Source organism: Sphaerisporangium sp. NPDC005289, assembly GCF_040607455.1.
Lineage (GTDB): Bacteria > Actinomycetota > Actinomycetes > Streptosporangiales > Streptosporangiaceae > Sphaerisporangium > Sphaerisporangium rhizosphaerae.
This window is the reverse complement of sequence record NZ_JBEXGS010000001.1, coordinates 369,697-388,905: the sequence shown is the minus strand read 5'-3', so window position 1 is coordinate 388,905 and position 19,209 is coordinate 369,697. Positions and strand designations below refer to the sequence as shown.

Here is a 19,209-nt window from a genome sequence, read left to right as displayed (position 1 = left end):
TTTCAGTCGATGCGTTGATAACTCGTTGAAGTCGATCAAGCACTTAGGGTAGTCGGATTCTGGCACCGTCGGAAGTCCTGGGCATCGGATTTCAGAAATGGACGGTGAAACGATGGGGCCTGCGAATCCGCGGCCGAATGTTCTGGGAAGGGCGGCCCTGCCGGGGGTCCGCGAATCAGTGCCGCTCGCGCGTCGTCAGGTGCGCCGATGGCTGAGCGCCGATCACCCCGCGGCCGACGACGTGGTTCTCGCCGTCTCGGAGCTGGTGACCAACGCGATCACGCACGCCGGATGCGGGCGGGACGATTTCATCGCCCTGACGCTTGTGGAGAGCGACGGCGCGATCCACGTGGAGGTGAACGACCCCGGGGCTCCGCACGGCGAACCGGTGGTGCGCGAGGAGCCGGACGCGGAGAACGGCCGGGGGCTGCTGATCATCCGCGAACTGGCCGAGGAGTGGGGCACCCACGCTTCCGGCCCCGGCCTCGGCCGCATCGTCTGGTGCTCCATCCGCTTCGCGCCGCCCCTGGTCACTTCGGCGCGTCACGAGGCGAGATCGGCCCCTTGACCCGGCCCTTGGCGCCGGCCACGCGGGCGAGGACCTCGGCCGCGCGGAACCTCGTCCCGCTGTCGGACGAGGAGTCGACCACGAGATCATGCAGGGCGGCCATGGCGGCCTGCCGATACGGCGTCCCAAGCTCGGCGAGACCCTGCGCGATCGTCAGCCGCCGGTCGGCCGGCAAGCCGGGATCATCCAGCAGTGCTCGGGCGCGGTCACCGGCGGACCTCCGGTACGACGGCCGAAGCCCAGCCAGGGCCATGGCCATGACGGCTCGCTCGTACGGGCTCGCGAGCGGGTTGGTGATGGACTCCTTAAGAAGCCGGACGGCGGCTTCCCGGCCGCCGGGTCCCGTTCCGGCCAATGCCTGGGCGGCCAGGAGCCGTTCCTCGGGTTCCGCCCAGTCGTCCGTGGCGATCTCGTGCAGGACTTCGGCGGCCTTGCCCCGGTGTACCAGGTGACGGCGGGCCAGCGCCTCGGCGGCCAGACGACGGAGCGGCGCCGGGGTGGAGGCGTCGGCCCCCTCCCGCGCCAGCGCCTCACCGGCCTCTTCCTGGACGGACGCGTCCGAGGTCATGGTGGCCAAGGCGTCCAGCGCCAGGGCCCGGTGGGCGCCCGCGACGGTCGTGTCGGCGGACAGGTTCCGCAGCGCCTCGACCGCTTCGCGGCGTCGCTCGTCGCCGAGCATCGCCAGCGCCTCCGCCGCCGCTCGCCGCACGCCCGCATCGGCGCTCGTTTCGCCTGCGAGTTCGTGGAGGGTTCGGGCCAGCAGGTCGCGGTCCTCCTCCTGTTCCACCAGGACGGCCAACGCTTCCCATCGTTCGTCGTCTCCGGCTCTCCGGTCGCCGGCCATCGACTGGAGCGCCTTGACCCCCGCGGCACGCGCCTGAGGCCCCAGGCCGAGGAGCATGTCGATGGCGTGACGGCGCTGGTCGCCGGAGGCGCCTTGGCCCAGCGCGATGCGCCGCAGGTGGGCGATCGCGCGTTCGCGCTTGTCGGCGGAGAGCTCGGCGAGGGCCATCGCGGCTTCCGCCCGCGCCCAGGGGTCGGCGGAGACGTCGGCGGCGATGGCGTCGAGCAGGTCGACGGCCTGCGCACGGCAGGAAGGCCCGAAACGGGCAAGGGCTTCGGCGGCCTGGCGGCGTCCCCATGCTCGGACCGCAGGATCTTCGGCGATCAGTCCGAGCAGGCGGGTGCCCCGCTTCGCATGAATGTCGCTGATCTCCAGGAGACCTGTGGCGGCCTGAAGCCGTTCACGACCTGGACGTGAGGTGTCTTCGGCCAGTCGGACCAGCAGGTCCACCGCGTCGAAGTGGCAGGCGTCGCTCACGTCGGCCATCGCCGCGACCGCGAGCGCCCGCGGCAGGTCGCCGTCCGGCCCGTCCGCCTCCTCGCGGAACGCCCGCACCGCCTCGAAGGCGAGCCGCCGCGCGTCCGGGCCGAGCTTCGCCAGGGACTCGATGGCCCACAGCCGGTTCCAGAAGTCCACGTCGCCGTCTCCGGCCAGGCGGTGAAGTCCCGTCACGGCGGTCTCCAGTGCTTGCTGGGACAGTAGCCCGCCCAGGAACTCCGCCGCCCACCGGCGGACCGTGATGTCGGCGCCGGTGTCCGTCGTCAACTCGCCGAGGAGGACCAGGGCGCGGGACTGGGCGACGGGCCCGAGCGCGACGAGCTCTCGCGCTGCTCGCAGGCGTTCGTCAGGATCGTCGGCGAGTTCGACGACGAGCCGGTACAGGAGCTCCGCGCCTTCGTCCCGCTCGTCGCCGCCCAGGCCGGCGAGATCCTGCGCCGCCGCGAGGCGTACGTCGGCATCGGCCGATGCATCCGCCGCGAGCCGGCGCAACACCTCCGCTCCTTGTGCCCGTCGCTCGCCGCCCAGCCTGGCGAGGTCCCGCGCGGCCAGGCGGCGATCGTCCGGCTCGCGCTCACCTGCGTCGCCGGTACCGGTGGCCAGCCGGTACAGCAGGTATACCCCGGTGTTCTCCTCCTGCTCACCCAGCTTGATCAGCGAACCGGCCGCCTCGCGGCGTACCTGTGCGTCGAGGAGGACGTCGAGGCTCATCCGCGTGAGGACCTCCGCGCCGCGCTCGCGATGCTCATCGCCGAGTTTGCCGAGTTCGGCGGCGGCCTCGCGGCGTGAGTCAGGGGCGACGAGCGGGTCGGTGGCGTGCCGGTGCAGAGGCTCGGCGACGCTGTCGCGCTGTGAGGGGTCGAGCTTCGCGAGATCGGCCAGGATCGCCGGTCGATGCCGGACGTGGGTACCCGACACCTCGGCCATCCGCCCCAGGATCTCGAGACATCGCGCACGATGATCCGGGCCGAGGGACGCCAGCTCCTGGACGGAGTTCAGACGAGCCGTCGTCGTGGCGGCGGGGTCCGTCGCGAGCTGGTGCAGGAGGGCCACGGCCCGGCGGTGCCGGTCGGTGTCGCCGGCGTGCCCCTGGCGGACGGCGAATCTCCTCTCATCGTGATCGACGGTGACATCGGAGGCGATGCGGTCGTAGACGTCGGCGCCGAGCGAGGAGGCCAGGTGGTGAGACTCAAGAAGCAGAAGGGTCTTTTCGCTTGCGTTGATGGAGGGGTCGTCGGTGAATCGCTGGAGAGACGCGCCCGCTCCCTCACGATATCGGGCACCCAGATCGAGCAGTCGCTCCACCGCGTTTCGCCGGGATCGGAGCGGCGCCGCGTGGTCGGAGGCCAAGCGCCTCCACAGATCCGCCGCCTGGTCGAGATGCGCGGCCCCCAGGTCCACGAGTACCTGGGCGCTGTTGGAGCGGGCGTCGGCGGAGGCTGTCGCGGTCATCGCCAGCCGATGGATCAGCGTGGCGGCCAACGGTGTGTCGCCGGGCCGGAGCGTCGCCTGTGTCGCCATCGCCAGGACGCGTTCGGCCGACGAGGAGAAGGGGTGACGGAAGAGTTCGTCGACGAAGCGCAGGATGCCCGGCAGGAAACGCGTTCCCAGATTGGCCAGCGTGCTCGCCGCTTGGAGGCGGCGGCCGAACGGGAGCGCGGGCCCGGCGACCAGTCTCAGCAGGAGGTCGGCGGCCGGCATCCGATGGCCGTCGTCCAATTGCGCGAGTTGGACGGCCGTCATGCGGAGGTGCGCGGCCTGCACTGCGTCGACGCTGATCGCGTAGAAGGCCTGCACGCCGCTCGCCTTGAAGCCGGCACCGAGTTCGATCAGGTCCTCTGCCGCTCTGTAGCGGCTGCCCACCATGCTCCCGGCGTCGGGTCGTACGGCGAGGTCGAACATGACCCGGGCAGCGGTCGACCGGTGCGCTCCGCCGAGTTCCGCCAGTTCGCGGGCAGCGGTGAGTCTGACCCCTGAGCTGAGGCGAAGATCCGTGATCGCCCGTAGGAGCGCTTCAACGGCCTCGGGACGACGGGATGGTTCGATCTTCACGAGAGCGGCCAGAGTCAGAGCGTGGTCGAATCGATCACGGCGATGATCGTGTGCAAGTCGTCCCAGCAGGTGAACGCTCTCGTGGACGTGGCGGCCCCCCAGTTTGTGCAGCTTTTCGGCGGCTGAGCGTCGCTCCCAACCCGGGAAAGAGTGGTCCATGGCCAGGTCGCGCAGAATCTCTGCGGCTCGCGACCGCTGCTCGTGACCGCATTTGGCCAGCTCCACAGCCATTTCCACGCGGTGCCAGACGGTCACCGCCGGGTCGGTGGCCAAGCGGTGGAGCAGGTCCGCCGCGTGCGCCCGATGTCGGCCGCCCAGCCGCGCCAGGCTCTCGGTGGCCGAGAAGCGGTCGGTGATCTCCGTGTCGCCGTCCTCGGCGAGGGCGACGAGCAACCGCGCGGCCTCATCGCGGTGATCGCCGCCGAACCTGGACAGGACGGTCGCCGCGTCGCACCGGATCTTCGCCTCATGCTCGGCAGTGGCGAAAGACCGCAATAACGCCGGTCCGTCGCGACGCACTCCGCCCGATCGCTCTCGGAGCAGGTCGATGAGGGAGATCCTAATCGCGGGGCCGAGGGATGCGTCAGCCAGCAGTCCTTCGAGTCGTTCGCGGACGGGGGCGTGGCGGGTGAGGGCGATCACCTCCTCCAGGTCCGTCACCGAACCCGTTCCCACCAAGTTCTCCAGCCGGGTCAGGTAAGCCGTGAGCTGGGCGTCCGAGACGGGGGCGCCCTTCTCGACCAGGCCGTCCGCGGTGGCGCGCTGGTCGAGAGTGCCGTTCTGCAGCGCGTCCAAGAGTGCCGCGCCCGGCCCCACGAGGTGCAGATAGTGCAGGACCACGAGGTTGGCCGCGTCGTCGCCGAGTAGGAGGTCGCTCACCAGCTTCTCCCAGGGCGGTTCGCCGGCACTGAACTCTTTGGGAAGGGCCTTGGCGCGGGCGGTGGCGGCCAGGTGCTCGGCGAAGGTCTGGTGCAGGAACCGCAGCCGGGTGCGGCTCCTCGACAGCACGCCTGTCTGGGACAGCCACTCGGCGAGGGCGCTCTCCCAGTCCAGGGGCATGCGGGCGGGCATCGGGGCATGGTCGGCCAGGTAGCGCCGCGCGACGTCCATGAGCGGGGTCTCGGTGGTGGTGTAGGCGGTGGCCAGCGCTTCCATCAGCGCGACCCGGTGCTCGTACAGCCACGCCGCGAGCCGCGGACCGCCCGGGACCTCGTCCAGGGTGGCCAGTGACGAGGCTCCCGCGTCGATCCGAGCTTGCGCGTACCGTCCGATGTACTCCTCGTACAGCTCGTACCGTCCGGCTGGCAGCGGGCGGTCGCGGCGGGACTGGTGAAGGTGGGCGGCCACGGTGGCCAGGAGGGGCACGACGAGCACCTCCTCAAGGCCGGCCAGCCGCACCTGCCGCAGGAACTCCTCCGCCGCCGCGTTCCCCGCAGGCGTGTCATCCGGGTCGAACCAGTTCCGGGCGAACTGCACCAGGGCTTCCTCGTCGAACGGCTGCAGCTCGTAGAAGCCGACCCTCGGACCGCGCAGGCGGTCGATCTCGCCGGGGGACAGCGGACGGGTGGTGACCAGGAACCGGGCCGGGCCGTCGTCGCCGGGGAACCGGGACGCGAGCGCGGTCAGCAACCGCTCGCGGTCATCCTGGTCGGGGATCTCGTCCAGAGCGTCCACCACGACCAGCCACCGGCGCCCGCTCACCTTCCCGGTGAACAGGGACGCCGCCACTTCGCCGTCGGACGGCCCGTACTCCGCGGTGACCGAGGCCCGCAACGCCTCGGGCCAGCCGCTGCGGAGATGGAGGGCCAGCACGCGGGCCGGCAGCATGACAGGGACCAGTGGCGCTTCGCCGTCCTGGATTTTGCCGTCAAGCAGCGCCTTCGCGAAGTGCCGGACGAGCATCCTGCCGAGGGTGGTCTTGCCGAGGCCGGCCGCGCCCTCGATCACCAGGTGGTCGTGCTGCTCGAAGACCTGCTCGAACGGCTGCGCCAGGCCCGCGGACGGCCGCCGGTCCTCCTCCGGGAACTCCTCGCCGTCCTCCTCCCACGGTCTGCGCGGTTCGGGAGCGGCGGCGACGCTCTGCCGTACGTACACCTCCGACAGGGGGAAGCGTCCGTGAGCGCCGCGCAGCGGATAGGGGAGGTCATCGGAGACCTGGCACATCTGGCGGAGAACGCCGGTGAGCTCTGGAGGGACCGGTGTCATCTCCGAGCGGGCCGGCCCGTCCGAGTGGGTAGGCCGGCAGGAGGCGGTCAGGCGCGGCCAGCGGCGGAGCAGGGCCGAGACGGGGAGCATCCAGGCGACCTTGGCGCCGTCGTCGCCGTCCTCGGTGACGGCGATGCCGACGACCTGGCCGGTGTCGTCGCGTTCCACGGCGGCGCCGCTGAACCCGCGCTGGATACGCCTGCCGACGGCGCGTGTGGCGTCGAGTTGGACCCATTCGGGACCGCCGGGGTCGCCGACTTCGTACGACACCGCCCACACGCCCGTGTCGAGTCCCGGGGGATAGCCGTAGGCGCGCACGGCCGTGCCGCGTTCGGCGCGCTCGGTCAGTTCGGCGGGGGCGGTGCCGTCGGGCGGCGTGGAGCGGAGCTCCAGGACGGCCACGTCACCGCGCTCGTCGTCCTCGATGGGGAACCAGCCGTCGTCGGAGACCCATGCCTGGAACCGCGCACCGCCCGCGGCGATCGGGAAGTCGAGCTCGACCGGGTCCGCCGGTCGGGAGCGCTCGGCGGCGTGCCGGCCAAGAGCGGCGTTGACCACGTGGGCGCAGGTGAGCACGTGCCGGTCGTCGATCAGCACGCCGGCGCCGCACGTCCCCGAGCCCGCGCGGACGCGAACCGACCAGCGGCGCATGTCAGGACTCCGCGACGCGGCGCCAGGTGAGTTTGACGGTCAGGTGTCCTTCGAGGGAGGACTTGGCGATGACGGCCCCTGCCTCGGCGTTGAGTTTCACGCCCAGCTCGATCTCGACCTCGTCCGGACCGGACTTGCGGAAGGTCTCCAGGGCGGCCTCGGCGGCCTCGCGGATGGGCTGGAGCGCCGACTGCAGGGAGTCCACGGCCGCTTCGATCTTGTCCCCGGTGCGTGAAGCCCGCCGGACCGCCGGCTCGTTGTCCGCGATCTCCACGACGACCTGGCCGCCGTCGGCCAGGGGCATGCGCATCAGCTCGCTCACATCGACTCCGGGGCATGGGGGGACGGAAACCGCCGTAAGGGCTTCAGCAGATCGTATACGCGCGTAATCGGTCGAACACTGAGACTGTGCCGACCGGTCGCCGCGTCGCCGCCCTCGCGCATGCGTGCCGTCGTGTCGGTCACAATTTCGGCCGGACTCGGCAGGAGGTCCCGCCGCGATGATCTAGCAGGACGTGCGACCTTCGGGATGTGCCGAGCACCGTCACGGACGTCCACGGGAGGGGCCGCCGAGGTGGATGTCCAGATTTGCGGCTTATGTCGGAAAAGTTAACAAAAGGGCAAACTATAGGAAGAAAGTAGTAACTTCAAGTCCTTTACAGGGCCTTGCCGGGGGTGATCGGATTCGTCCGGTTCATCGACTCTGGAGGCTAAGTGAGGCCCTGTACCCCCCGGAGGACCGCGGCGTCCGTCGCCGCGGCCCTCGCCGCCGTTGTGATCACCCCAGCGGTGGCGCACAGTGCTTCGCCTGCGCAAGCGCCTACGGGAGCGCCGCCCACGAGCGGCGGCGCGCCCGGTGCGACCGCCACGGTGACGCTGATCACCGGCGACAAGGTGAAAGTGACCAAGCGGACCGGCGCCGCCTCCTCTGTGGACGTCGAGCGCGCGCCGGGAGCCACGGGCTCTGTGCGCATCTCCACCGAGGGCGGGGACACCTACGTGTACCCCGACCCGGCCGTCGCCTACATCGCGGCCGGCCGGCTCGACAAGCAGCTCTTCGACGTGACGCGGCTGGTCGCGCAGGGCTACGACGACGCGCACAGCGCCGAGCTTCCCCTGATCGTCACTCGTGCGCAGGACGCGTCCGCCCGTAAGAGCGAAGCCCCGGCCGGCCCCGCGCTGCCGGGTGCCAGGACCACGCTCAGCCTTCCCTCCATCGGCGGTGAGGCGCTCCGTGCCCGCCGGTCGCAGGCCACGGCCTTCTGGTCGGCCCTCACCGGCGCCGCGCGGGAGAACGGGCGTTCGGCGAAGCGGTCCGACGGCGCGCCGGACGACCAGGCGGCGCCCCCGTTCGCCGCCGGTATCGACAAGGTCTGGCTGGACGGCAAGGCGAAGGCGACCCTCGCCGACACCACCGCGCAGATCGGCGCTCCCGCGGCCTGGGCCGCGGGAGGCGTGGGAACCGGGGTGCGGGTCGCCGTCCTGGACACCGGCGTGGACGCGACCCACCCGGACCTCGCCGGCCGCGTCGCGGCGTCCAAGAGCTTCATCCCCGGCCAGGAGGTCACCGACCGGAACGGGCACGGGACCCACACCGCCTCGACGGTGGCCGGGACCGGCGCCGCCTCCGACGGCAAGGAGCGGGGCGTCGCCCCCGGCGCCGACCTGGTGGTGGGCAAGGTTCTCGACGACGGCAACTCCGGGCCGATCTCGGGGGTCATCGCGGGCATGGAGTGGGCCACGCGGACCGAGCACGCCAAGGTGGTCAGCATGAGCCTGGGCGTCGGCGGCTGGCACACCCAGGATGATCCGCTGAGTCAGGCGCTGAACCGGCTGAGCGCCGAGACCGGCGCGCTCTTCGTCGTCGCCGCGGGCAACGACGGACCCGGCCCCTACAGCGTCGCCTCGCCGGGGACCGCGGACGCCGCGCTCACCGTCGGCGCGGTGGACGGCTCCGACCACCTCGCCGACTTCTCCAGCGCCGGGCCGCGCCTGAACGACGACGGGCTCAAGCCCGATCTGACCGCTCCCGGCGTGGACGTGCTGGCGGCGCGCTCGCAGTACATGGAGTGGGGCGAGGGCTACTACCGGACCGACAGCGGCACCTCCATGGCGACGCCGCACGTCGCCGGGGCGGCGGTGCTGCTGGCCCAGAAGCACCCGGAGTGGACGGCGCGGCAGATCAAGGACGCCTTGATGAGCACCAGCGCGCCGACGCCGGACTACAGCCCCTACCAGGCCGGCGCCGGCCGGTTGGACGTGGGCGCCGCCTACGTGAAGGACCAGGTCGTCGCGAGCGGATCGGTGGACGCCGGGCTGGTCCAGTGGTCGTCCGGCGGACAGCCGCGGCAGCCGGTCACGAAGAAGATCACCTACACCAACACCACGGACGCCCCCGTCACGCTGGACCTGTCCGTCGACCGTGGCGGCTCGCCCGAGAAGGCGTTCGACATCGCCGCCGACCACCTCACCGTGCCCGCGCGCGGGACCTCGGCGGTCGAGGTCACGGTGAACCCCGGCGGGCTCGCGCCCGGCAGGTACACCGCCCAGGTCAGGGCGCGGCACGCGGCCGGTGAGGTGCACACGGTCGTGGGCGTCTCCGTCGAGTCCGAGAAGTACGCCCTCACCGTCCACCTGAAGGACCGCGCCGGCCGCCCCCTGAGCGGCGATGTCGAGATCAAGGGCGCCGACGGAGGCAGCACCTTCATGTGGGTCCCGGACGGCACGCTCACCAGCCGCTGGGCTCCCGGCTCCTACACGGTCCTCGCCATCCCGGACCTGGAAGGTCTGCACGGCCCCAACTCCCTCGGGGTCGCGATGCTGATCGCTCCCGAGGTCGACCTGACGGCCGACCGCACCGTGGAGCTCGACGCCTCGCGGGCACGCCAGGTGAAGGTGGCCACGCCCAAGCCGACCGCCGTGGTCGACAGCAGGGTCGACATCTTCCGCTCCTTCACCTCCAGTACGCCCGCCCCCGGCGACGGCACCGCCCTCCATGAGGTGATCATGCTCCCGGCCGCCAATGACGGCCTGTGGGCCCTGCCGAGCAAGAAGAAGGTGACCAAGGGCAGCTTCGTCTTCACCACCCGGTTCCGCGCGACGCAGACGCCGCTGAAGATCGGCTACCGGGGCCACGACCTTGACGACGTCCTCGTGCAGCCCGGTTCCGCGGCGATGCCGGACGGCGCCTCGCGCCTGGACGCCGCGTTCGCCGGCAACGGTTCGCAGGCGGACTACGCCGGCCTGTCGGTCCGCGGCAAGGCCGTGGTCGTACGCGCCGGCGCCGTGACCCCCGCCGACCAGGCGGCGGCGGCGCACGCCGCCGGCGCGGCGACGCTCCTGGTGGTCAACAACGCACCCGGCCGCAGAAGCGACTGGTACGGCGCCGGTGACGGCTTCTCGACCGGCCCGATCCCCGTGGCCTCGGTCACCATGGACGAGGGGGAGGCGCTGGTCAAGGAGATCGCCGCCGCGGGCAGGAAGGCGTTGCGGCTGGACGTCGAAGCCCACCCGGCGCCGGAGTACCTGTACGACCTGGTCGACTACCACCAGGGCGGCGTGCCCGAGGACCCCTCCGCCAAGACCGACCCGCGCGGCCTCGCCCGCGTCGACCTGGAGTTCTCCCCGCCCTCCAAGCTGCAGGTCACCGAGATGCGAGCGGAGTTCCCACCGTACGAGTACTACTCGGCTCCGCCGTTCCCGATGGAGCGGGTCGCCGCCGGAAGGCGCACCGACTGGGTCTCCACCGGAGAGGGGGTCGTCTGGCAGCAGACCGCCTCTGCGAACGGCTGGAGCGGGTCGCAGACCGACCGGCTGTCCTACCGGCCGGGCAGCGTGCAGAAGGACCGGTGGTTCGGCCCCATCACCCGGCCGCGCATGATCAGCGCCGAGGGCCCGTTCCGCGGCGAGACCGGGCTCAGCGCCGACATCCAGGGCTTCGGCGACGCGGGAGCGGCGCATAGCGGCGGGTCCGGCATCCCCGGCGTGGTCGAGACGATCACGATGTACCAGGGGGACAGGCAGGTCGCCCAGGTCGTGGGCTGGCCCTACCTCAACGCCGGAGACCTGGCACCGCAGCGGCTGCCCTACCGGATCGTCGTCCAGACGAACAACGACGGCACGGTGAACCCCTACTCCATCGCCGGCCAGACCGAATGGCGGTTCATCTCCGGCGCCCCGGTGGGGGCGGACTTCGCGGCCATCCCACTGGTCCAGTTGGACTACGGAATCGACGTGGACGCCGAGGGCCGGGCGGGGCGCGCGTCGGACCTGTCCATCACGCCGGTGCTGCTCAACGGCGACTTCGCGAAGAACCCGATCTCCGCGGTGACGCTGGCGGTCTCCTACGATGACGGCGCCACCTGGCAGCGGCAGGACCTGAAGGAGAAGAAGGGCACCTGGCGGGCGTCCCTGCGCGCGCCGCAGCGAGCCGGCTACGTCTCCATCCGGGTCACCGCCGACCAGCGCGACGGCGAGGGCATCTCCCAGACCATCACCCGGGCCTTCGGTCTGAAGTAGTCCTGAGAGAACCGGTTCACGCGACCGGCGGGGCACAACGGTGTGCCCCGCCGGTTTCGTCTGTCTTGAAAGAGTGCCGGCGGCCCGCGCGTCGGCCGGGTGCGCGGTGGAGCGGGAGAATGAAGCGAGAGCACTGCTCTTGACGGCGGTGCTTTCCGTGCGAGAGCATTGCTCTCGAAAGAGAGCGATGTGTTCGTCGAGATGAGGCCGTTCGATGCTGACCGTGATGAAAGGCGCCAGCGCGGGCCTGATGTTCCTGCTGGAGCTGGGCGTCTACCTGGCGGTCGGGTACTGGGGGTTCACGTTCAGCCCGAACTGGGGGCTCAAACTGCTGCTGGGCATCGGTGGGCCATTGCTGTTCGCGGTCGTCTGGGGCGTCTTCGGGTCGCCGAAGGCGAGCATCCCGGTGCACGGGCTGGGACGGGCGGCCCTTGAGGTCCTCTGGTTCGGCGGGGGCGTCGCGGCCGCGGCGGGGGCCGGCCTCGTCACCACCTCGGTGGTGTTCGCCGCGCTGTTCGTCGTCAACGCCGCGCTGCGGCTCCTGTGGCACCAGGTCTGAGACACCGCCGAAGAGGCGTCATCACAAGGAGGTCGAACATGGGCAAGCACGTCATCGTCGGATCGGGGCAGGTCGGCGGGCAGCTCGCGGAGATGCTGGCGCGGTCGGGGCACGAGGTCGTCGTCGTCACCCGCTCCGGCTCGGGGCCGGCGGATCCGGGGATCACCCGGGTCGCCGCTGACGCGAGCGACGCCGACCGGCTCGCCGGAATCGCCAAAGGCGCCGACGCCCTCTACAACTGCGCGAACCCGCGCTACCACGAATGGGCGCGCGACTGGCCGCCGATGGCCGCCGCGCTGCTGACGGCGGCCGAGCGCAGCGGGGCGGTGCTGGTCGTCACCGGCAACCTGTACGGGTACGGGCCGGTGGACCGTCCGATGACGGAGGAGATGCCGCTCGCGGCCACCGGGACGAAGGGGAAGGTGCGCGCCACGATGTGGCGCGACGCGCTCGCCGCGCACGAGGCGGGCCGTGTGCGGGCGACCGAGGTGCGCGGATCCGACTTCTTCGGACCGGGGATGTCCGGCCAGGCCATCTTCAGCGACCGCTTCCTCAAGCCGCTGATGGCCGGCAAGCCGATCCGGGTGCCCGCCGATCCCGACCAGCCGCACAGTCTCACCTACATTCCGGACGTGGTGCGGGCGCTGGCGACGGTCGCGGTGGACGAGCGGGCCTGGGGACGGCCCTGGCACGTGCCCACGCCGCCCGCGACGACCGTCCGGCACCTGGCCGAGCGGATGGCGGAGCTGGCCGGGGCACCCGCGCCCCGCGTCTCGGCCATCCCGCATGTGGTGATGCGGGCGGCGGGGCTGTTCTCGCCGTTGCTGCGCGAGCTGGAAGAGACGCGCTACCAGTTCGTCCGGCCGTTCGTCGTCGACTCCTCCGCCTTCGAGTCGACGTTCGGCGTCCCGCCGACCCCGATGGACGTCGCCCTGAAGCAGACCCTGACCTGGTGGCGCGCCCGATAGTCCCTCGGAAGACGGGGCGGCGACGCTCGTCCCCGGGTGGTTTGATGTCCGCCATGGTTCAGGAGGAAGCCGGTCGCGCCGCGCGGCGGGCGGTGGTGGCGGACGCGGGGGCGCTGACGCGGCTGCGGGCGCTGATGCTGGAGGAGATGGGGGCGCCCGTCGGCGGTGAGGACGCGGAGTGGCGCAAGGCCGCGGAGGCGTGGTTCGCCGAGCGGCTCGCGGACACCGGCGGCTTCGCCGCCTTCGTGATGGACGATCCGGAGCTGGGCGTGGTGTGCTCGGCGGTGGGCATGATCGAGCGGCGCGCGCCCGGGCCGTCCAACCTCACGGGCACACAGGGCCGTGTCTTCAACATCAGCACCGACGTCCGGCGACGACGGCGCGGGCACGCGCGGGCGTGCCTCGCGGCGCTGCTGGCCTGGTTCCGCGACGAGACCGAGGCCAAGGTGATCGAACTCAACGCCACCGGGGACGGCGCCGAGCTGTACCGCGCGACCGGCTTCGTGGCGCCCCGCTTCCCGGCCCTGCAGCTCAGGCTCTCCGAGTCGCCCCTCACCCCGCGTCCTTGAAGCCCATGCCACGTGCCAGGCGGCGTCTCTGGTGCTCTGAACCGCCCTCGGTTCTCGTTCTGAAAGGCCGCCTCATAGTCTCTCGGCATGAATCGGACGCGCGTGGCGATGATCGGGCTCGGGGACATCGCGGAGAAGGCCTACCTGCCGGTGCTGTCGGCCACACCCGGCCTGGAGCTGCTGCTGTGCACGCGTGACCGGGGCAGACTGGACCGGCTCGGTGACGCCTACCGCGTTCCGGCGCGGTTCACCTCGGTGGAGCAGGTGGTCGCGGAGGGCGTCGAGGCGGCGTTCGTCCATGCCGCGACCGAGGCGCACGTGGAGATCGTGGAGGCGTTGCTGCGGGCCGGGGCGCACGTCTACGTGGACAAGCCGATCGCGTACGACCTCGCCGGGGCCGAGAAGGTCGCGCGCCTGGCCGAGGAGCGCGGGCTCTCGCTCATGGTGGGGTTCAACCGCAGGTACGCGCCCGGGTACGCGGGGCTGCTGGACCTGCCGCGCGACCTGGTCGTCATGCAGAAGAACCGCACCGGCCTCGCGGACGACCCGCGCCGGGTCGTCTTCGACGACTTCATCCACGTGGTGGACACCCTGCGATTCCTGGCGCCGGGCGAGATCTCGGAAACCTCGGTGGACGTGCGCGTGCGGGACGGCCTGCTGGAGCACGTGGTCCTGCGCCTCACCGGGGACCGTCCGCCCATCGCGGCTCATGGTGGGGGAGGGTTCACGGCGATCGGGATGATGAGCCGGGTCAGCGGGGCGGTCGAGGAGACCTGCGAGGTGATCGGCGGCGGCGTCAAGCGCCGGGTGGTGAACCTCGGCGACGTCGTCGACTTCGACGGCGGCGAGACCCTCGCGCGCAGGCCCGACTGGACGCCGGTCGCCCGGCAGCGCGGCATCGAGCAGGCGTGCCTGGAGTTCCTCGCCGCCGTCCGCGAGGGACGCCTGATCACCGCCGACGACGCCCTGCGCACCCACGCCCTCTGCGAACAGATCGTCGCCGCCGCCACACTATGACCTTCGCCAGGCCCGCGGCGCCGTGAGATTCGCCCGGTACGTGAGGCGGTGACGTTCGCCCGGCATGCCCGACCGTGACGCTCACCGGGTATGCGGGCCGTCGCGCTGGGCGGTCGCCGTCGGCGTTCTCGGGCAGGGGGACGCCGAGGGGGCGAGGCGGCCTGGTGGTCACTCCTTCACGCGGAGGCGCATCCGGGTGTCGTTCGGCTCGACGATGTGGCGTTCGGCGATGGCGGTGAGCCGTTTGTTGGTCTCCTCGGGGTCCAGGTCGTGAGGCAGGTCGGGGACGTCGATCGTCCCGAGTTCCTCGCCGGGGGCCAATGCCATTCCTGGAAGGGCCCCGCCTTCCGGAGCGGTGGCCATCGATTTGATGTTCCCGGCCGGGTCGTACACCACGACGACGCGCATTTCCGTCCCGCTTTCTGTCATGGGGATATCACACTTGTGTGGACGTAGAAGCCGCCGACGGTTATGGGCCCGTTGTTGGTGACGACGATGTCGAGATAGAAGCGGCCCGCGTAGTCGCCCCGGGTCGCGAGCTGGGTCACCTCGAGATATCTCTCCGGCGCGTAGGTGGCCACGGCGGTGACGGTGACCGCGCCCCTGCCGAACAGGGGGCTCTCCAGCCAGAAGTAGACGTGGCCGTCCGGCCCGCGCGGCGGGATCGTCCAGGCGAAGTCATTGCGGAAAAGCGTCACGGTTGCCATCCGCTGCCCCATTCGCTCGGTTTCGGAGGATTTTGTCCGATAAACGTGGCCGGGGGTCGGGTGCGGCGCGGTGGTCATCCGAGAGCCGGTCGTTCGTCTCCTCCACTAGTACAGCGGCCCGCCCGCCGCGGAAAGACGTCGGCCGGGTCCGTGGCCGCTCGGAAAGAGAAATGTTCCGTCGCGGCCACGCCCGGCCGAACAAGAGAAATGTATTCACATAATCGCGCGCGCCCCTCAGCGGGAGGCGAGGTACCGCTCGCCGAGGGTGCGCAGGCGGGAGTGGGCGCCCTCGTAGATGTCGGGGGTGCCGAGGTAGGCCTTGGGGAGCTTGGCGACCATCGTGTAGTTGGTGTCGCAGACGTTGCCGACCGGGGCCTCGCCGCCCTGGCTGACGAGCTGGTAGGCGTCGAGCAGGTCGAGGCCGGTGAGCGTGGAGGTCCAGGTCACCAGGTCGTGCTGGCTGATGCGGTAGGCGTCCTCCAGGGGGCGCGCCGACCCGGTGGACATCAGGTGGGCGTCGTCCTCCAGCCGGGGCCACGGCGTGAGCACGCCCTTGATCAGCTCGACGGCGACGACGGTGTTCATGGCGGCCTCCACCGCCGTGCCGCACACCTCGCCGTGCCCCTGCCGGCAGTGGCCGTCGCCGACGGCGAACAGGCCGCCCTCGACGTTGACGCCGAGGTACACGGTGACGCCGGCCCGCAGTTCGGGGGTGTCCATGTTGCCGCCGTGCGCGTCCGGGGTGATCGTCATGCGAGCCTCGGAGGCGCCCGGCGCGACGCCGACGGTGCCGTGCATCGGGTCCAGCGGCATCTCCACGGTGAAGTCGCCGCGCCGCGCCCGGTAGGTGACGGTGCGTCGCTCCTTGTCCACCTCGTACATCCACACGACCTCGTCCAGCGGCGGCTGGAGCATCGCCGTGGTGTGGGTGCCGGTCAGCGCCCCGAAGTGCGGGAACGTCGTGGAGACCGCCCAGTCGCGTGCCGGTTCGATGGAGATGAAGTGCAGGGCGAGCGTGTCGCCCGGCTCGGCGCCCTGGACGTGGAAGGGGCCGGTGACCGGGTTGAGGTAGGGGAACTCGCAGACGGCGGAGGGCAGGTCGTCCACGCCGCGCACGCGCCCGCCGAAGCAGTCCTCGGTGTACAGCTCGAGGACGGTGCCGGGCTCGACCGTGCCGACGGCGGGGCGCCCGCCGAAGGTGTAGGACAGCTCGTCGGCGGCGGGACGGTAGGAGACGACGTTCACTCGGAGACCTCCGTGGTCATGGCGGGCAGGGTGGGACGCCGGCCCACGCGGTAGGAGTAGGCGAGGATCGCCAGGCCGACGAGCAGCCAGACGAACCCGAGCACCTGGGCGGCGATGTTGGCGTTGATGACGACGTAGAGCAGGATCAGGAAGCCGATGGACGGGGCGATGACGTGGCGCCACCAGTCGCGGCTGCCCTGCCGGATCACGTAGTGGACGATGACCGACACGTGCAGGGCGAGGAAGGCCGTCATCGCGCCAAAGTTCACCAGCGAGGTGAGCACCTGGATGCCGTCGGCGAGCCGGCTCATGAAGATGCCGAAGACCAGCGAGACGGCGGCGACCACGAACGTGGCGTTGACCGGGATTTTGTGCTTGGGGTGGATCTTGGCGAGGAACTTCGGGAGCTGCCCGTCACGGGCCATCGCGAACAGCAGGCGGGAGGTGGCCGCCTGCGCGACCAGGGAGTTGGCGAAGCCCCAGGCCACGGCGGTGGCGACCGCGGTCAGCACGCTCAGCCAGTGGCCGCCCGCGTACTCGGCGGTGTCGTAGAAGGCGGTTCCGGCCGGGTCGCCCTTCGCGAGCAGGGCCGACCGGTCGGGGGTGAGCAGGGCGGCCACCCACGTCTGGACGACGAACAGCACGCCGGCGAGGGCGAGCGCGGCGACCATGGAGCGGCCGAGCCTGCGGGTGTCCTCGCGGCTCTCCTCGGCGAGCATCGAGATGCCGTCGAAGCCGAGGAACGACAGCACCGCCACCGACACGGCCCCGAACACCAGCGGCCAGGAGAAGGTCGAGGAGTCGTACAGCGGGCTGAGCAGGTCGCCGTTGCCCTTGCCCTGCGCCAGGGCGGTGATCCCGATGACCAGGAAGATCGCCAGGACGATCAGCTCGGCCACCAGCATGATCTTGTTCATCCGCGCGGTCATTTCGATGCCGAGGTAGTTGACGGCCGTGTTGAGCACGATGAAGCCGATCAGCCACGCCCAGATCGGGATGACGGGCACGAACGAGGCCATGGCGGCGCTGGCGATCAGGTACAGCAGGGCCGGCACGAGCACGTAGTCGAGCAGGATCACCCATCCGGCGAGGAAGCCGACCGGCGCGGCGATGCCCCGGCCGGCGTAGGTGTAGACCGAGCCGGCCATCGGGAACGCCTGGGCCATCTGCGCGTAGGACAACGCGGTGAAGGCCATGGCGATCATGCCGATGATGTACGCGAGCGCCACCATGCCGCCCGAGCCCTGGAAGACGCCGCCGAAGATGCCGAAGGGGGCGATCGGCACCATGAAGATCAGGCCGTAGATCAGCAGGTCGGCGAAGCTCAGCGAGCGTTGCAGCTCCTGCTTGTAGCCGAAACGCTCGACGCCGGCGGCCGGGGTCGAATCGGACGCGCCGCCGAGCGGGGCGTCGGAGGGGGACGGCGACGTTCCGGACGGGGAGGACATGGACGGCTCCTTCACATGCGGGGGCAGAGCCGTACGATAGAGCTATTCCTTGAAAGTGAAAAGATTTCTATGGAAAGATTTACGACGGCCGCCACACCGTTACGCGCGCGTCACACGAGACGGCAGGCCGTCGAAGCCGGAACACCAGGCTGAGGGATCGGAGCGGGCGAAGGGAGGCGGGCGCCGCACGAGCGAGGGTCGCGCTCCCGGCGCGGACCGGCGCGACTCACATGGAGGTCACGACATCGAAGTCCAGGCCATCGGCGCGTCCCACGTAGACGCGTTGCCGCACGTGGCGGTCGTGCAGCGTGAGCGGGCCGCGGCCGCCGGTGATCGAGGTGCCGTCGGCGACCGCCTCGATGGCCGGCACGGCCGTCGAGCCGGCCCGCCGGATCAGCGCCGCCAGCATCAGCACGCCCTCGTAGCAGCCGTGCCCGTGCCCGTTCAGCAGCGGCGCCGCCGAGCCGAACCGGCGGGTGTAGCGCTCGGCCAGGGCGAGGTTGGCGTCGGTGGCCAGGCTGCCGAAGTACCCCATGGCGGCGTACAACTCGCCCGAGGCGTCGCCGCCGATGGCCAGCAGGCCGTGTTCCTCCAGCGCGCCGCACAGCCGCGCGCAGTCGAGCCCGCTGGCCCTGAACGCCCGGTTGAACGCCACCAGGTCGCTGCCGATGAGGTTCAGCAGCACCGCGTCGGGACGCGCCGCGGCCAGTTCCTCGATGAGCGGCCCGAAGGCGCGGGTGCCGGAGGGCAGCAGCCGCTCGCCGACGACGGTCGCCGACCGCCTTCGCAGATGTCGGCGCGCCGAGGCGTGGACGAGGCGGGGCCACACGTAGTCGTTGCCGAGGAGGAACCACCGCCGGGCCCGCCTGCGCTCGACCAGCCAGTCGAGCCCGGGGCCCACCTGGCGGGAGGCGGGCTCGCCGAGGAAGTAGACGCCCGGGTGCCGGACGCCGCCCTCGTACGGCGGGGTGTACACCAGCGGGGCGGCGCCGCCCAGGGCGCGCTCGATCGCCGCCCGCACGTCGCTGGCGTGCGTGCCGACCAGCCCTTGGACGGCTCCTGCGTGTACCAGCCCGGCCACCTCGCGGGCGACCTCGCAGGGTGGGCGGCCGCCGTCGACCAGCACCAGTTCGACCGGCCTGCCCAGCAGCCCGCCGGCCTCGTTGATCTCGGCCGCGGCCAGCACCGCGCAGTTGATGGCGCACGGCCCGAGCAGCCCGAGCACGCCGGAGACGGGCACCACCAGGCCGACGCGCAGGGCGTCCGCCCGCAGCAGGTGGGCCTCGAGCGGGTCGATGACCAGGGCGACAGGTTCGGCCACGTGGAAGAGTATCCTCCTGGCGCGTTCGCGGACGAAGGG

Annotated in this window: 13 protein-coding genes; 6 read left to right on the top strand and 7 right to left on the bottom strand. The window is 71.4% G+C overall.

Translation table 11 applies throughout. The annotated features are described in order from the left end of the window. The first annotated feature begins 97 nt into the window (after window positions 1-97). Window positions 98-568: an ATP-binding protein gene (locus ABZT47_RS01440; RefSeq protein WP_354834854.1), complete on the top strand. Its 471-nt coding sequence runs from the start codon at window positions 98-100 to the stop codon at window positions 566-568. Here ABZT47_RS01440 and ABZT47_RS01435 read toward each other — a convergent pair. Next, a complete protein-coding gene (locus ABZT47_RS01435) occupies window positions 531-6,818 on the bottom strand; it encodes a trypsin-like peptidase domain-containing protein (RefSeq protein ID WP_354834851.1) in 6,288 nt (2,095 codons plus the stop codon). The two genes, ABZT47_RS01440 and ABZT47_RS01435, sit on opposite strands and share 38 nt — an antisense overlap. A gap of 1 nt (window position 6,819) precedes the next feature. Further along, the gene (locus tag ABZT47_RS01430; RefSeq protein WP_354834848.1) at window positions 6,820-7,140 is read right to left on the bottom strand and encodes a CU044_2847 family protein; all 321 of its coding nucleotides are present in this window, start codon (window positions 7,138-7,140) and stop codon (window positions 6,820-6,822) included. Between the two features lie 578 nt (window positions 7,141-7,718). On the opposite strand from ABZT47_RS01430, the gene ABZT47_RS01425 reads away from it, so the two are divergent. The 5 genes from ABZT47_RS01425 to ABZT47_RS01405 all read left to right on the top strand — a co-directional run bounded on the left by ABZT47_RS01425 (window position 7,719) and on the right by ABZT47_RS01405 (window position 14,449). After that, window positions 7,719-11,336, top strand: coding sequence for a S8 family serine peptidase (locus tag ABZT47_RS01425; RefSeq protein WP_354834845.1), 3,618 nt, complete (start codon window positions 7,719-7,721; stop codon window positions 11,334-11,336). Between the two features lie 214 nt (window positions 11,337-11,550). Beyond that, the gene (locus tag ABZT47_RS01420) at window positions 11,551-11,895 is read left to right on the top strand and encodes a YrdB family protein (protein ID WP_354834842.1); all 345 of its coding nucleotides are present in this window, start codon (window positions 11,551-11,553) and stop codon (window positions 11,893-11,895) included. A gap of 38 nt (window positions 11,896-11,933) precedes the next feature. Then, the gene (locus ABZT47_RS01415; RefSeq protein ID WP_354834839.1) at window positions 11,934-12,863 is read left to right on the top strand and encodes an NAD-dependent epimerase/dehydratase family protein; all 930 of its coding nucleotides are present in this window, start codon (window positions 11,934-11,936) and stop codon (window positions 12,861-12,863) included. Window positions 12,864-12,916: 53 nt separating this feature from the next. After that, the gene (locus ABZT47_RS01410; RefSeq protein ID WP_354834837.1) at window positions 12,917-13,432 is read left to right on the top strand and encodes a hypothetical protein; all 516 of its coding nucleotides are present in this window, start codon (window positions 12,917-12,919) and stop codon (window positions 13,430-13,432) included. 87 nt (window positions 13,433-13,519) lie between these two features. Then, window positions 13,520-14,449 (top strand): Gfo/Idh/MocA family oxidoreductase, encoded by a 930-nt coding sequence (locus ABZT47_RS01405; protein ID WP_354834835.1) that lies wholly within the window; start codon window positions 13,520-13,522, stop codon window positions 14,447-14,449. A gap of 168 nt (window positions 14,450-14,617) precedes the next feature. On the opposite strand, the gene ABZT47_RS01400 is transcribed toward ABZT47_RS01405, so the two are convergent. The 5 genes from ABZT47_RS01400 to ABZT47_RS01380 form a co-directional block, all read right to left on the bottom strand. Further along, window positions 14,618-14,878 (bottom strand): hypothetical protein, encoded by a 261-nt coding sequence (locus ABZT47_RS01400; protein ID WP_354834832.1) that lies wholly within the window; start codon window positions 14,876-14,878, stop codon window positions 14,618-14,620. Beyond that, window positions 14,875-15,156, bottom strand: a complete 282-nt coding sequence (locus ABZT47_RS01395; RefSeq protein WP_354834829.1) for a hypothetical protein — start codon at window positions 15,154-15,156, stop codon at window positions 14,875-14,877. The genes ABZT47_RS01400 and ABZT47_RS01395 overlap by 4 nt, the downstream gene beginning before the upstream one ends. A 234-nt stretch (window positions 15,157-15,390) precedes the next feature. Further along, on the bottom strand, window positions 15,391-16,401 hold the full coding sequence (locus tag ABZT47_RS01390; RefSeq protein WP_354834827.1) for an acetamidase/formamidase family protein: 1,011 nt from the start codon (window positions 16,399-16,401) through the stop codon (window positions 15,391-15,393). Beyond that, complete coding sequence (locus ABZT47_RS01385; RefSeq protein ID WP_354834825.1) at window positions 16,398-17,849, bottom strand: APC family permease; 1,452 nt, start codon at window positions 17,847-17,849, stop codon at window positions 16,398-16,400. The genes ABZT47_RS01390 and ABZT47_RS01385 overlap by 4 nt, the downstream gene beginning before the upstream one ends. A gap of 226 nt (window positions 17,850-18,075) precedes the next feature. Continuing rightward, a complete protein-coding gene (locus ABZT47_RS01380; protein WP_354834822.1) occupies window positions 18,076-19,170 on the bottom strand; it encodes a substrate-binding domain-containing protein in 1,095 nt (364 codons plus the stop codon). Window positions 19,171-19,209 lie beyond the last annotated feature (39 nt).